Source organism: Microbacterium sp. S308A+, assembly GCF_049800815.1.
GTDB lineage: Bacteria > Actinomycetota > Actinomycetes > Actinomycetales > Microbacteriaceae > Microbacterium.
Map to the genome: position 1 here is coordinate 355,371 of NZ_JBNAFT010000003.1, position 13,343 is coordinate 368,713.

General features: G+C 71.0%; 13 protein-coding genes. 6 read left to right on the plus strand and 7 right to left on the minus strand.

The features are described 5' to 3' along the window. Positions 1-48: 48 nt before the first annotated feature. Genes ACP15J_RS11210 through ACP15J_RS11225 form a run of 4 tightly spaced genes read left to right on the plus strand, consistent with a single transcriptional unit; the run spans position 49 to position 4,179 of the window. On the plus strand, positions 49-1,458 hold the full coding sequence (locus tag ACP15J_RS11210) for a hypothetical protein (protein WP_424937072.1): 1,410 nt from the start codon (positions 49-51) through the stop codon (positions 1,456-1,458). Between the two features lie 53 nt (positions 1,459-1,511). Continuing rightward, positions 1,512-2,273, plus strand: a complete 762-nt coding sequence (locus ACP15J_RS11215) for an SDR family NAD(P)-dependent oxidoreductase (RefSeq protein WP_424937073.1) — start codon at positions 1,512-1,514, stop codon at positions 2,271-2,273. Beyond that, entirely contained in the window at positions 2,270-3,352 is a 1,083-nt protein-coding gene (locus ACP15J_RS11220) for a mandelate racemase/muconate lactonizing enzyme family protein (protein WP_424937074.1), read from the plus strand. The genes ACP15J_RS11215 and ACP15J_RS11220 overlap by 4 nt, the downstream gene beginning before the upstream one ends. After that, positions 3,349-4,179, plus strand: coding sequence for an SDR family NAD(P)-dependent oxidoreductase (locus ACP15J_RS11225; protein ID WP_424937075.1), 831 nt, complete (start codon positions 3,349-3,351; stop codon positions 4,177-4,179). The genes ACP15J_RS11220 and ACP15J_RS11225 overlap by 4 nt, the downstream gene beginning before the upstream one ends. Before the next feature lie 362 nt (positions 4,180-4,541). On the opposite strand, the gene ACP15J_RS11230 is transcribed toward ACP15J_RS11225, so the two are convergent. Together ACP15J_RS11230 and ACP15J_RS11235 are read right to left on the minus strand one after the other, a co-directional pair. Continuing rightward, entirely contained in the window at positions 4,542-4,883 is a 342-nt protein-coding gene (locus ACP15J_RS11230) for a nuclear transport factor 2 family protein (protein WP_424937076.1), read from the minus strand. Next, positions 4,876-5,625, minus strand: a complete 750-nt coding sequence (locus ACP15J_RS11235) for an SDR family NAD(P)-dependent oxidoreductase (RefSeq protein ID WP_424937077.1) — start codon at positions 5,623-5,625, stop codon at positions 4,876-4,878. The genes ACP15J_RS11230 and ACP15J_RS11235 overlap by 8 nt, the downstream gene beginning before the upstream one ends. A gap of 77 nt (positions 5,626-5,702) precedes the next feature. Here ACP15J_RS11235 and ACP15J_RS11240 point away from each other — a divergent pair, with 77 nt between their 5' ends. Continuing rightward, complete coding sequence (locus ACP15J_RS11240) at positions 5,703-6,680, plus strand: C-terminal binding protein (RefSeq protein ID WP_424937078.1); 978 nt, start codon at positions 5,703-5,705, stop codon at positions 6,678-6,680. Positions 6,681-6,712: 32 nt separating this feature from the next. After that, positions 6,713-7,570, plus strand: coding sequence for a fumarylacetoacetate hydrolase family protein (locus tag ACP15J_RS11245; protein WP_424937079.1), 858 nt, complete (start codon positions 6,713-6,715; stop codon positions 7,568-7,570). A gap of 161 nt (positions 7,571-7,731) precedes the next feature. On the opposite strand, the gene ACP15J_RS11250 is transcribed toward ACP15J_RS11245, so the two are convergent. From ACP15J_RS11250 to purL, 5 genes are all read right to left on the minus strand, one after another. Beyond that, positions 7,732-8,586 (minus strand): SMP-30/gluconolactonase/LRE family protein, encoded by an 855-nt coding sequence (locus ACP15J_RS11250; protein WP_424937080.1) that lies wholly within the window; start codon positions 8,584-8,586, stop codon positions 7,732-7,734. After that, positions 8,583-9,476, minus strand: coding sequence for a hypothetical protein (locus ACP15J_RS11255; protein ID WP_424937081.1), 894 nt, complete (start codon positions 9,474-9,476; stop codon positions 8,583-8,585). The genes ACP15J_RS11250 and ACP15J_RS11255 overlap by 4 nt, the downstream gene beginning before the upstream one ends. Before the next feature lie 146 nt (positions 9,477-9,622). Further along, positions 9,623-10,438 (minus strand): M57 family metalloprotease, encoded by an 816-nt coding sequence (locus tag ACP15J_RS11260; protein ID WP_424937082.1) that lies wholly within the window; start codon positions 10,436-10,438, stop codon positions 9,623-9,625. Positions 10,439-10,847: 409 nt separating this feature from the next. After that, positions 10,848-10,988, minus strand: coding sequence for a hypothetical protein (locus ACP15J_RS11265; protein WP_015985828.1), 141 nt, complete (start codon positions 10,986-10,988; stop codon positions 10,848-10,850). Further along, positions 10,985-13,312 carry a phosphoribosylformylglycinamidine synthase subunit PurL gene (gene purL / locus ACP15J_RS11270; protein WP_424980939.1) on the minus strand — a complete coding sequence of 776 codons (2,328 nt, stop codon included), beginning with the start codon at positions 13,310-13,312 and terminating at the stop codon, positions 10,985-10,987. The genes ACP15J_RS11265 and purL overlap by 4 nt, the downstream gene beginning before the upstream one ends. Positions 13,313-13,343: the final 31 nt, after the last annotated feature.

Below are 13,343 nucleotides of genomic sequence, written 5' to 3' on the forward strand. Positions count from 1 at the left end.
CGGAGCACAGAGTAGGATTTGCTATAGCAAAGGATGCGAGGAGGCGGCATGGGGTCGACGGCAGCGGTGCGGACCAGGATCGGCGACCGGATCCGAGTGCCGCGCACGGCGGCGAGGATCGGCGTCGCGCGGCGGGACATCACGCCCCCGGTCGGCATCAGGGCCAAGAACTGGGGGCCGGCGGAGTGGGAGCGCTCCGAGGGGACGCATCGGCCGTTCGCGCTGACGGCCCTCGCGCTGGTGGGCGGCGACGCGCGTCCGCGCGTCCTCCTCGCCGTGGACGGCACCTGGTGGCGCCGTGTCGCCGACGAGCAGGGTGTGCGCGGCGCCATCCTGGCGGGCCTCGGGCTCGAGGTCGACCAGCTCATGCTCTCGCTCTCCCACACCCATGCCGGCGCGGTGCTCTGCGCGGCGGACGCGGGCCTTCCCGGCGGGGAGCTGATCCCCGGATACCTCGACGCGCTCGTGGCGGCGGGGATCGCCGCAGGGCGCGAGGCGCTGGACGACGCGCGTCCCGGCCTCGTCGAATGGACCCGCGGGCACTGCGCGCTCGCGGCCGATCGCGAGCTCGACGTCGACGGGCGAGCGCTCGTGGGCTTCAACCCGGCGGGGGAGGCCGATGACACCGTGATGGTCGGCCGTCTCAGCATCGACGGCGCCGTCGTCGCGACGCTCGTCAACTACGCCTGCCACCCCACCACGCTGGCCTGGGAATGCCGGGAGGTGTCTCCGGACTATGTCGGCGCGCTGCGGGAGACCGTTGAGGCCGCCACCGGTGCGCCGTGTCTCTTCGTGCAGGGTGCCTCGGGCGAGCTCGCCCCTCGTGAGCAGTACACCGGGGACGTCACGGTCGCCGATCGGCACGGCCGTTCCCTCGGTCATGCCGTGCTCGCGGCTCTCGACGGCCTCCCGGAGCCGGGCGCGGAGGTCGAGCTCGTCGGCGTCGTCGAATCGGGGGCGCCCCTGGCGATCTGGGCGGGCCGGCCCGCGACGGCAGGCGACGTCGCGGCAGGGCAGGTCGCCGGGGTCGAGCTGCCGCTCCGGGACCTGCCCACTCTCGACGAGCTCGCGGAGGATTGGAAGGACATCGACCCCCGCTCTCGCGAGGAACGGCTCGGCCGGGCGCGGAACCTCCGCGACGGCTACATCGACGGCTCGACCGTGACGCATCCGGTCTGGGCATGGCGCCTGGGGGACGCAGTGCTCCTCGGGCACCCCGGCGAGGCGTACTCGCGGCTGCAGACCACGCTCCGCGCGCGCTTCCCCGAGACCCCGATCGTGGTGATGAACCTCACGAACGGACCCGGGTTCGTGTATCTGCCCACGCGGGAGGCCTATGCGCGGGGTGCCTACCAGGCATGGCAGACACCGCTGGCGCCCGGTGCTCTGGAGATCCTGGAAGAGCACGCCTGCGCTGTCGTGCAGCAGCTCTTGGAAGAGCCGTCCACCGCGGGCTAGGCTTTGCTATAGCAAATTCGGAGACCTGTCCGACCGTCCATCGAGGAGAGAGAATGACCGTTCAGGCACCCGTCGCCGTCATCACCGGAGGAGCTGCCGGGATCGGCTGGGAGATCGGACAGCGTCTCGCCGCAGACGGTCACGTCGTCGTCGCGGTCGACCGGGTGCCGGCTCTCACCGCCGGGGAGAACCCGGCCGGGATCCTCTGGCGCGAGCTCGATGTGACCGACCACGCTGCCGTCGCGCGGGTCTTCGACGAGATCGAGGCCGAGGTCGGGCCGATCGCCGTGCTCGTCAACAACGCCGGCATCCAGCGTCACCGTGGGATCGAGGACCTCGCCTGGGACGAATGGCAGGCCGTCGTCGACGTGAACCTGCACGGTGTCTTCGCGTGCCTCCAGGCGGCGGGCCGTCTGATGCTGGAGCGCGGGGAGGGGCGGATCGTCAACATCTCCTCGATCTCCTCGCGAGGGTCGGCCGGACGCGCGCCGTACGCGACGACGAAGGCGGCCGTCATCGGCCTCACCGCGACCGCGGGGGCCGAGTGGGCCGCGCGGGGCGTGCGGGTCAATGCCGTCGCCCCCGGCTACGTGGACACCGGGGTCTTCCGGCAGGGCGTCGATGCCGGCACGCTCAGCCTCGACACGATCCTCGCGCGCATCCCGGCCGGCCGCCTCGCCGACCCCGCCGAGATCGCCGCCGCGGTGAGCTTCCTCGTCTCCGACCAGGCCCGCTACATGAACGGGCAGACCCTGTACGTGGACGGCGGGTTCATGGTCGACTACGGCGTCCCGCTCGCGAAGAAGCCGGAATGACCGCGATCGCGCGCATCGACACGGTCACCGCCGTGCTCCCGCTTCCGGCTCCGCTGCAGCTGGGAGCGATGACCGTGACCCGTCGCGAGTATGCCGCCGTGCGCGCGACGGCCGCGGACGGCACGCGGGGCGTGGCCTACTGCCTTTCGCGGGAGGCGCCGATGGCCGAGATCGTCGAGCGCCTCGTCGCGGCCCATGCCGTGGGGGCCGACGCGGACGATCCCGCCACGGCCTGGGACCGCATGCTCCGCGGCAGCGCCATCGTCGGACGTGTGGGACTCGTGCGCCGGGCCATCGGCCTCGTCGACATCGCGCTGTGGGACATCGCCTCGCGCCGGGCCGGCGTGCCGCTCTGGCGCCTGCTCGGCACGGGGGACGAGCCACGGCCCTCGATGCTCGTCGCCGCATACCCCACGCCCTCGCGCACGCCGCGGGAGGTGGCCGAGGAGGCACTGAGCCAGGCGGAGGGCTGGACGAACGTCAAGATCTCCCGCATTCCAGATCCGGCATACATGCGCGAGCTGATCGGGATCCTGAACCACGAGCTGCCCGAGGACACCGGTCTCGTGGTGGATGTGGGCTTCGGCTGGCGAGATGCCGAGCAGGCGCTCGCCGAGATCGCGCAGTGGGGCGACCCACGGCTGGCGTGGCTGGAAGATCCGCTCCTGCCCGAGGACGCGGCCGGATGCGCGCGCATCCGAGAGGCGTCGGGGCTTCCGGTCTCGGTCGGCGACGAGGTCACGGACCCCGCGGTCCTCCGCGCGCTCGTCGACGAGGGGGGCGTGGACGTGCTCCGCCTCGACGTCGTCGCGATCGGCGGCGTCACCCCCGCACGTGAGATGATCGCCTGGGCGCATGAGCGCGGCGTCCCTGTCTCCGGCCACGTGTACCCGGAGGTCGTCGCGCACCTCGGCATCGGCGTGGAGACCTTCGCCCGCGGCGGCAATCCCTACGACCCCGCCCCCTTGTTCGTGCGCGGAGGGCCGCACTTCGCGGGCCGCGTGACGCCGTCGTCCGCACCGGGTCTCGGCTTCGAGCTCGATCCGCAGGTCTTCGACTTCGACAGGAGCACAGGATGAACGCGATCTCCTCGTCCGCCCATGGCGACACTCCCCGTCCAGGACCACGCAGCGCGGTGGTGACGGGCACGGGCAAGGGCATCGGCCGCGCGGTGGCCGAGCGGCTGACCGCCGACGGCTGGATCGTCGTGGGCCTGGAGCGCTCGCCGGGGTCGGGGACGGTCGAGGACGGTGTCGTGGCCGAGGTCGTGCTCGGCGACGCCTCGGAGCGGGAGAGCCACCGCCGGGCGGCCGAGGCGGCGATCGCCCTGGCCCCGCTCGCCGGGTGGGTGAACAACGCCGGCATCACCAAGCGCACGAGGCTGCATGAGCTCGACGAGGACGTCGTGCGGGAGATCCTCGGCATCAACGGCTTCGGCTACGTCTGGGGGTGCTCCACCGCCGTTTCCGCGTTCGTGGACCAGGGGGTCGCCGGCGCGATCGTGAACATCGGCTCGATCCACGGACGGGCCAGCCACCCGGACCACGCGGCGTACGAGTTCACGAAGGGCGGCATCGACGCCCTCACCCGCAGCGTCGCCGTGTCGTACGGCGCACTCGGCATCCGCGCGAACACGGTCGCCCCTGGCGGGGTGCGCACCCCGCACCTGGAGGCGCAGATCGCCGCGTCCGCCGATCCCGAGGCCGCCGAGCGCGCGCTCGCGGAGGGCCCGCCGATGGGGCGGATCGCGCGGGCGGAAGAGGTCGCCGCGCTCACCGCGTTCCTCCTCTCCGACGAGGCGCCGTATCTGACCGGACAGTCGATCGCGGTGGACGGAGGGTGGACCTCGTCGTTCGGGGAGGTCAGGATCGACCCCGCTCTCCGCGCACGTTTCGACGCGCGCTGACTCGTCTGCGTCCACCCTCCCGTCGCGCCCTCTCGCCCTCCCGAGACGGCACTTCCCTCCCGAGACTGCATCTCCCTCCCGAGACCGTGTATGGGTTACAAGGTCTCGTGACGCAGATGCAGTCTCGCCGGCCAGCCGCCCTACGGCCGGCAGCCTCGCCGGCCGCCCTGCAGCCAGCCGCCTTGCCGCCCCGACCCGCGGCTCGCCTGCGCCTACCGACCGGCGGCTCCGGCTCGCCGCCGCGGCCGGCCGATCGCGGCGGCTGGCTGCTGGATCCTCCAGCCGGGCAGGCCCGAGGGATGGGTCCGGGACGGGACGGCGGCGGTCCCGGGAGGCGGATCGGGCGCGACGTGCCGGGCCGGTCAGGCCTTGAGCATCGAGGCCCGGGCGATCAGGCCGTCCACGACGTCGAAGGTCGCGATGGTCTCGGTCGAGACGCCGGCGTTGATCACGCGCTCCTGGGCGACGACCCAGCGGGTGCCGAAGAGCACGCTCGTGTCGATCTCGCAGGAGAGCTCGGGATTCTGCAGACGCGGCTCGTAGAAGGCGCGGATCGCGGCCGCGCCGACGAGGGGAGACGGGGCGACGCCGGTGATCACCGCGTCGTCGGCGTACGTGGCGACGAACGCGTCCAGGTCGTGGGCGTTGAACGCGTCGAGCTGGGCCTGGACCGTGTCCAGGGCGGTGCGGGAGACATCAGTCAATGCGAACTCCTCCGTTCACGTCGTAGGTGGCGCCGGTGACGAATCGTGCGCGTTCCGAGGCGAGCGTGGCGATGATCCAGGCGACGTCCTGCGGCTCGCCGAACGCGCCGAGCGGGATCGAGCCGGCGAGCCTCGCCCTTCCCTCCCCCTGGAGCTGATCGGTGATCGCGCTCGCGACAGGGCCGGGGGTCACCGCGTTCACGCGGATGCCCTCTCCGGCGAGGAGTCGTGCGAAGCTCCGCGTGATCGCGAGGAGGGCCCCTTTGCTCGCGGCGTAGTGCATGCCGGTCTGCAGCGCGCCGACCTGGCCGGCGATCGAGGAGATGTTGACGACGGAGCGGTCGCCCTCGGCGGCGCGGAGGAGGGGGAGGGCGCCGCGTGTGAGGAGAAATGTCCCCCGGGCGTTGGTCTCGAGGACGAGGTCCCACTCGTCGATCTCGATCTCGTCGAAAGGCACGTAAGGGCAGACGCCGCCGTTGTTGACCAGCACTTCAAGCGCTCCCCAGGCCGCCTGGACCTCCGAGACCAGCGCGTCGATCGACGCAGGGGCCCGGAGATCGAGGCGCGACACCCGCACGTCGGGGGAGCCGGCGGCGCGGCACTCTTCGGCGACGCGGGAGGCCTCGGCGGCGCGTCCGGCGTAGGTGATCCAGACGGCGGCGCCCTCGCGGGCAAGTTCCAGGGCGGCGGCGGCTCCGATGCCGGAGCTCGCGCCGGTGACGAGGGCGCGGCGAGCAGTCATGATGAAAACGCTATAGCAAACTTGCGAGCGATGAAAGCCTTTCCTCCCGCTTGCTAGATGCTATAGCATTTGTTCTCATGGCTGAGCCTCTGATCCTCATCACCGACTGCGACCTGCCCGGCGACGCGGCCGAGCAGACCCTCCGTGCCGCGGGCCTGCGGGCGGTGCGCGCGCCCGAGACCTCGTTCGAGACCCTCGCCGAGCTCGGCGCGGAGGCCGAAGGGCTCATCGTGCAATGGCGGCGCATCGATGGGGAGCTGATGGATCGGATGCCGAGCCTCCGGATGATCAGCCGCCTGGGCATCGGCTATGACATGGTCGACGTCGATGCGGCGACGGCCCGCGGCATCGCCGTCGCCAACACCCCGAGCTACTGCATCGAGGAGGTCGCCGCGCACACGGTCGCGATGATCATGGCCCAGGGGAGAGGCCTGCCTGCCTATGACCGAGCGGTGCGGAGCGGCGAGTGGAAGGCCGTCGACGCTCGTCCGGTGGCCGTCCGTCCCTCTCGTACGACCGTCTCGGTGCTGGGCTTCGGCCGGATCGGCTCCCTCGTGGCGCGCGGCCTCCGCGGCCTCGGATTCCGCGTCCTGGTGGCCGACCCGTATGCCCCCGAGGACGCCGTGCGTGCGGCGGGGTGCGAGCCCGTCGCCCTCGCCGCCGCGATCGCCGCCGCCGACATCCTGACGCTGCATGTGCCGCTCACCGACGCGACCCACCACCTGCTCGACGCTGCGGCGCTCGCGACGATGAAGGAAGGGGCGGTGATCGTGAACACCTGCCGTGGCCCGCTCATCGACGAGGCCGCGCTCGTGGCCGCCCTGCACGAGGGCCGGATCGGCGCCGCCGCGCTCGACGTGTTCGAGGCCGAGCCGCTGCCGGCGGACTCTGCCCTCCGTGAGGCGCCGAACGTCCTCCTGAGCCCGCACGCCGCCTGGTACTCCGCCGAGGCGTTGCAGGATCTCCCCGTGCACGCGGCAGAGAACCTCGTCCGCTTCCTCGGCGGCGAGCCGGTCTCCGCCATCGTCAACCCCGCCCACGCCGGGGTGCGCTGACGGTCGCGGTCGACGACGAAGGAGGAGCAGCCATGGAGCTCATGAGGATCGGCCCGATCGGGGCCGAACGGCCATACGCCCGAGACGACGAGGGGATCGTCCGCGATCTCTCCCCGATCACTGACGAGATCGACGGCGCCTTCCTCGCCGCCGACGGGATCGCCCGCGTGCGAGCGGCGCTGGAGCGGGGCGAGCTCGCGGCGGCCGACATCGGCGGGCAGCGGATCGGCGCACCGATCGCCCGGCCGACCGCCGTCGTCTGCATCGGCCAGAACTACGCAGCGCACGCGGCGGAGTCCGGGTCGCCGCCGCCGACCGAGCCGATCGTCTTCTTCAAGCACCCGAACACGATCGTGGGTCCCGACGACGTGGTGCTGTTGCCCCCTGGAGCGACCAAGGTGGACTGGGAAGTCGAGCTCGCGGTGGTGATCGGCAAGCCCGCGCGCTATCTTCCGTCTCCCGAGGCGGCGCGGGGGGTGATCGCCGGCTACACGATCTCGAACGACGTCTCCGAGCGCGACTACCAGCTCGCGGTCTCGGGTGGCCAGTGGTCGAAGGGGAAGTGCGCCGAGACGTTCAACCCGCTCGGCCCGGTGCTCGTCCCCGCCGACGAGATCGACCCGCAGAAGCTGCGGCTGCGCTCGTTCGTCAACGGCGAGCCGCGTCAGGACTCGAGCACCGCCGACATGATCTTCCCCGTGCTGCAGCTGGTCTACGACCTCAGTCAGTACATGGTTCTGGAGCCGGGGGACCTGGTGAACTCGGGGACGCCGCAGGGCGTCGCGCTCTCCGGCCGGTTCCCCTACCTCCGTGAGGGCGACGAGATGACGGTCGAGATCGAGAGGCTCGGCCGCCAGCGGCAGCGCACGGAGCGCGTGCGCCTCGCCTGAGCCGGCCCCTTCGACCGTCGGCGGTCTGCGCCTACGGCACGGTCCTTCCCGCTGAGTGCGACCGTGCCGTAGGCACAGGCCGTCGACGCGTTCCTGCTCCCCGGGCCGTGCGGCGGGTGGGGTGGGTGGGTCGGGGAAGCGCCGCGCGGCGACCGGCAGGGTCAGCCGGCGAAGGGAAGGACCGGAAGGCCGCGCGTGCCCGGCCGCACGGCGTAGACGGAGCCGGCGTCGGTCCCGTGATCGTGGGGGAGGCCCTGCGCCGAGGTGGTGACGAACAGGGTGCCCAGGTCGTCGCCGCCGAACGTGCAGGCGCTCACCTGGGGCACCGGGAGCGCGATACGTTCGCGGAGCATGCCGGCGTCGTCGTATCCGAGCACCGCGCTGCCGCCCCAGGCGGCGACCCAGACGCCGCCGCCCGCGTCCACGGTGAGTCCGTCCGGAAGGCCGTCGGCGTCGGCGAGACGGGCGAAGGGACGGCGTTCCACGAGTTCCCCCTCCTCGTCCACGTCGAACACGTCGATCCGGCGGGTGAGACTGTCGACGTAGTACGCCAGGGTGCCGTCGCCGGTGAAGCCGATGCCGTTCGAGACCGCCACGGCGGGGAGGACGGTCGTCGGGGTCAGGTCTCGTCCGATGCGGACGAGGGACCCGCCGTCGGGTGTCGTCCCGAGGCCCATCGAGCCGGCGAGCAGGCGCCCGCGGGGGTCGCAGCAGCCGTCGTTCATCCGCGCCGTGGAGCCCACGGCGAGCGCTGTCGACGCTGTGGGCGGGCACTCCGGATCCGAGGACAGGTGGATGCTGCGTGCGCCGACGGCCACGTAGCCGCCGTTCGCTCGTGGCCGGACGAAGGCGAGGTATTCGTCGTCGACGTGCGTGCGGCGCACGCCGTCGTCGGTGAGGGCGAGCAGGTCGCCGGCGTCGGCGTCCACCCATCGCAGCCCGCCTCGGGGACCTGACCACCAGACCGGTCCCTCCGCATGCCAGGAGACGGGTCCGGTGAGGTTCTCCGGAGTCATCGGGAGTCGGGTCTCTGCGCGCGCAGCGGATCGGCTTCCCGCGTCGTACCGGGCGTCGGGTCGGTCTCCGGTGCCGCGGGCTCGCGCGCCGGAGAGCCCGGCGCGGTGGACTTCGCGGGGGGCTCGTGCGTGACAGGCGCCGCAGCGGCGGAGGTCGTGGGCTCGAGCTGCAGCGCGACCCTCTTCTCCAGGTTCTCGACCGCCTCGTCGGAGAGGGAGAGGAGTCCGTCCAGCTCCTCGCGCACACGGCGGTAGGCGGTCTGTCGCTCGGCCGCGGTCGCGGACTCGTCGACGGCGACGGCGAGCATGTGCCTCGCGCGTTCCAGACGCTTGCGCTCGTCCTCGGTGAACGTCGAGTCGCGCAGGCGCCGGGCGTCCTTCTCCGCGACCTCGAACGCGACGGCGTACGCCCCGACCGCGTCGAGATACTCGGCCACCTGCTGCTCGCTGACCTTCGCGTCGGACGAGGAGGGGCGGAGGGCGTCGGCGGTCTTCTTGGCGCGCAGGAACGCGGCCGTGAGCGGCTGACGTCCGTCGCTCATGGCGGGGAAGGCGATGAGCTTGGCGACGTCGAGCTCGTAGTCGAGCCACCGTGCGGTGATCTCGTCGTGCTCGGCGAAGAGCCGTGCCAGCAGCTCGGAGGATGCGACGGGGGCGTCGGTCGGGACCACCGTCGGGGCCGGCCCGCCGAGCGTGCGACCGCCGCGCGCGGCGATCTGCGCGGCCTTGATCTCGCCCTTGATGCGCAGGGCCTCCATCCGGCGCTCGTGACGTCGTCGCGCGCCACGCTCCCAGGACTTCGCGACGCCCCCGGCGACCCCCATGATCGGGAAGATCAGCCACCAGTACTGGCGCGCGAAGTTCCAGAACTCCGGCAAGAACTCCTGCATGATCCCTCAGCCTACTGATGGCCGCGCTGCGTTGCGCGGGCATCTGGTGTGGGCGGCCAGGTCCGGTGCTGTTCCCTGGCGGTCCTCGTCACGAGCGGGATCTGCCGCCGACCGTCCGTGACGGCCGGCGGCAGATCCTCTCCGGCCTAGCTTCCGTAGAGGAGGGCAACGCCTGCGTGGTCCTGGCTCGTCATCGACAGATCCTCGGATGAGCCGTTGCACTGCGGGTAGTGCATGATCGAGGACGAGTCGTACGGTGTCAGCGGTCGCCAGTTGCTGTCCTCGAAGCACCTTCCGGACTCGGGGCGCGTGTGCTCATGTCGGAAACCGAGGACGTGGCCGAGCTCATGACCGAGGACGTTGGTCGGGGTCCAGGAGCCCGATGACCAGATCGAGTCGTCGATCAGCACGTTCCGCTGGCCTGCCGGCGTGCTCGGGAAGAATGCTCTGGCGACGTACCGCGATGTCCGCACCGGTTCGACCGAAAAAAGGACGGAATTGTTTCTCGTCTCACACTGGGCGTCGGAGCCGCTGACATGCACGAAGGCGATCCTCGACGAAGCGGCCTCCCAGAGGGCAGCAGCGCCATCCATCGCCTTTACGACGTCGGCGTGACGGGAGCCGAACTTCGTGCTGACGCAGTAGGTGAGGTTTCTTGCCTGCTCGGCTGGCCATTTGTCCGCGGCGCCGCCCACGGTGTTGACGATCAGGCCGTCATTCAGCGTCTCGGGGCGATGGAGCTGCTCGTAGAACGCTCGCAATTCGGCCCAGTCCGAGATCACCTCGTCACCGTTGACGATGTAGCTGCCGTCCACGTCCTGGTACGTCGAAGCTGCGAACTCCTGGAAGGACGGGGCATCCGAGCCGTCGGGACGCGACGCGCCGGTCGCGGGGATGGCCGTGCTCATGCTGAGAGCGGCGGCCGCGCACGCGGCGAGGACGATATCTCTTGTGAATCGCATACAGTTCTCCTTTGTACTGATCTTCCCGTCGCCCGTGCAATGCATGGGTGACGGAGGCTGAATTCTGCCTACGCATCATTCAGACGCGAATCTCGTTAACGTATCCGGGCTGTTGGGCGCCGTCAAGGCATTTTCAATGTCATGTCTGAGAGGAGTGCGTGCATCGAGTACACGCCCGTCGGCGCGTATTCTGTGCGATAGAGCTCGCGTGAGGAGCCGAGGTCAGAGTGCATTCTGCGAGGATATGAGAGGCAGGCGCGCTCTTGGAACCGGTTTCACGAGGAGATCATGCGGGTCGGGGTTCCCGAGGGACTAATCGAAGGCTCTGCACCGTCACACCGGCCGAGCGTGTCATGCGGCGTTCCGCCCCGGCCTGAGGCCGTGCCCTTGTGCGGCTGGAGTGGGGGCGTCAGCCGAAGAGGACGGCGAGGGTGGTCGCGCCGCCTCCGACGAGGATGAGTGAGACGATCGTCACCCAGGCGACGATGCGGACCCGGCGATTGCGGCGTTCGCCGAGGTCGCCGTAGTCCTCGCTGAGACCGTCGCTCATGCGTGCACCTGCTCGGTCACCGTCGGCCCGAACAGGGCCGGCAGCGTGGCACGCGAGGTCTCGCGCAGCTCGGCGGCGGAGACGGTGAAGACGTCCTGCACCTCGAGCGTCGGCTCGCTGTCGGTCACGCCGATCCGCAGCACCGGATAGCCGCGCCCCTCGCAGAGGCCGCGGAACTTCACGTCGTCCTCGCGGGGGACGGTGACGATCACGCGCCCTGTCGACTCCGAGAAGAGGGCGGTCGCGGCGTCCACGCCGTCGCGCTCCATGAGCTCGGTGAGCCACACGCGCGCGCCGACGCCGAAGCGCATCACGCCCTCGGCGAGGGCCTGCGCGAGGCCGCCCTCGGAGAGGTCGTGCGCACTGGAGACCAGCCACTCGTCGCGTGCGGCGGCGATGAGCCCGGCCAGGCGTTTCTCGGCGGCGAGGTCGACGGCCGGCGGGCGGCCGCCGAGGTGATCGTGCACGGTGTCGGCCCAGGCGGAGCCGGAGAGCTCCGTGGACGTCACGCCGAGCAGATAGATGTTCTGGCCCTCGTCCTGCCATCCCGAGGGGATGCGGCGCGAGACGTCGTCGATGAGGCCGAGCACGCCCACGAGAGGAGTGGGGTGGATCGGCACGTCGCCGGTCTGGTTGTAGAACGAGACGTTCCCGCCCGTGACCGGGGTGCCCAGGGCGTAGCAGCCGTCGGCGAGCCCGTCCACCGTCTGACCGAACTGCCACATGACCTCGGGATTCTCCGGGGAGCCGAAGTTCAGGCAGTCGGTGACCGCAGTGGGCACGGCGCCGGTGACCGCGACGTTGCGGTAGGCCTCGGCGAGGGCGAGCTGTGCGCCTGCGTACGGGTCGAGCTGGCAGTAGCGGCCGTTCGCGTCGGTTGCGATCGCGAAGCCGAGGCCTGACTCCTCGTCGACGCGGATCATGCCGGCATCGTCAGGGAAGCTGAGGGCCGTGTTCCCGAGCACGTAGTAGTCGTACTGGTTCGTGATCCAGGACGTGTCGGCGAGGTTGGGGGAGCCCACGAGCGCGAGGAACTGCTCACGCAGGACCGCGGGGTCGTTCGAGCGGGGGAGGAGCTCGGCGCCGTCGGCCTGCAGGGCGTCGAGCCAGGTCGGGTATGCGACGGGGCGCTCGTAGACCGGGCCGTCGACGGCGACCGTGGACGGGTCCACGTCGACGATCCGCTCTCCCTGCCAGTCGATGACGAGACGGCCGTCGCCGGTGACCTCGCCGAGCACGGAGGTCTCCACCTCCCACTTGCCGGTGACGGCGAGGAACGCGTCGAGCTTCGCAGGCGAGACGATGGCCATCATCCGCTCCTGCGACTCCGACATGAGGATCTCCTCGGCCGTGAGCGAGGGGTCGCGGAGGAGCACATTGTCGAGCGAGACGTGCATTCCGCTGTTGCCGTTGGCGGCGAGCTCGCTCGTGGCGCAGGAGATGCCTGCAGCCCCGAGGTCCTGGATCGCCTCGACCAACTCGTCGCGGTACAGCTCCAGGCAGCATTCGATGAGCACCTTCTCGGCGAAGGGGTCGCCGACCTGCACCGCGGGGCGCTTGGTCGGCCCCGCCTCGTCGAAGGAGTCGGAGGCGAGGATCGACGCGCCGCCGATCCCGTCGCCCCCCGTGCGTGCGCCGAAGAGGACGACCTTGTTGCCGATGCCGGTCGCGTTGGCGAGCTTGAGGTCCTCGTGTCGGAGCACGCCCACCGCGAGGGCGTTGACCAGCGGGTTGGCCTGATAGACGGCATCGAACACGGTCTCGCCGCCGATGTTGGGCAGACCGAGGCAGTTGCCGTAGAAGCTGATGCCGCTGGTGACGCCGTGCACGACCCGCGCCGTGTCGGGGTCGTCGGCCGCGCCGAAGCGCAGGGCGTCCATGACCGCGACCGGGCGGGCGCCCATGGAGATGATGTCGCGGACGATGCCGCCCACGCCCGTCGCCGCGCCCTGGAAGGGCTCGATGAACGAGGGGTGGTTGTGACTCTCCGCCTTGAACGTGACCGCCCATCCCTCGCCGACGTCGATGACGCCCGCGTTCTGCCCCATCCCGACCATGAGGCGCTCGCGCATCTCGTCCGAGACCTTCTGCCCGAAACGGCGCAGGTAAATCTTGCTGCTCTTGTAAGAGCAGTGCTCCGACCACATCACGGAGTACATCGCCAGCTCGCCCGAGGTGGGGCGGCGGCCGAGGATCTCCTTGATCCTCGCGTACTCGTCGTCCTTGAGGCCCAGCGCCGCGTAGGGCTGCTCCTTCTCCGGAGTCGCGATCGCATTGGCGACCGAGTCGGGAACGTGTTCTGCGGGTGTGCGAGGCGTGGTCACGCATGCTCCTGGAGGCGAGGGGCGACGGGTG

What these genes read in the sequence shown, in the direction of transcription:
- ACP15J_RS11225 (WP_424937075.1), top strand. Translation starts at nt 3,349, where the DNA reads ATGAACGCGATCTCCTCGTCCGCCCATGGCGACACTCCCCGTCCAGGA.
- ACP15J_RS11210 (WP_424937072.1), top strand. Translation starts at nt 49, where the DNA reads ATGGGGTCGACGGCAGCGGTGCGGACCAGGATCGGCGACCGGATCCGA.
- ACP15J_RS11265 (WP_015985828.1), bottom strand. Translation starts at nt 10,988, where the DNA reads ATGAGCGACGGTCTCAGCGAGGACTACGGCGACCTCGGCGAACGCCGC.
- ACP15J_RS11220 (WP_424937074.1), top strand. Translation starts at nt 2,270, where the DNA reads ATGACCGCGATCGCGCGCATCGACACGGTCACCGCCGTGCTCCCGCTT.
- ACP15J_RS11255 (WP_424937081.1), bottom strand. Translation starts at nt 9,476, where the DNA reads ATGCAGGAGTTCTTGCCGGAGTTCTGGAACTTCGCGCGCCAGTACTGG.
- ACP15J_RS11240 (WP_424937078.1), top strand. Translation starts at nt 5,703, where the DNA reads ATGGCTGAGCCTCTGATCCTCATCACCGACTGCGACCTGCCCGGCGAC.
- ACP15J_RS11250 (WP_424937080.1), bottom strand. Translation starts at nt 8,586, where the DNA reads ATGACTCCGGAGAACCTCACCGGACCCGTCTCCTGGCATGCGGAGGGA.
- ACP15J_RS11215 (WP_424937073.1), top strand. Translation starts at nt 1,512, where the DNA reads ATGACCGTTCAGGCACCCGTCGCCGTCATCACCGGAGGAGCTGCCGGG.
- ACP15J_RS11245 (WP_424937079.1), top strand. Translation starts at nt 6,713, where the DNA reads ATGGAGCTCATGAGGATCGGCCCGATCGGGGCCGAACGGCCATACGCC.
- ACP15J_RS11260 (WP_424937082.1), bottom strand. Translation starts at nt 10,438, where the DNA reads ATGCGATTCACAAGAGATATCGTCCTCGCCGCGTGCGCGGCCGCCGCT.
- ACP15J_RS11235 (WP_424937077.1), bottom strand. Translation starts at nt 5,625, where the DNA reads ATGACTGCTCGCCGCGCCCTCGTCACCGGCGCGAGCTCCGGCATCGGA.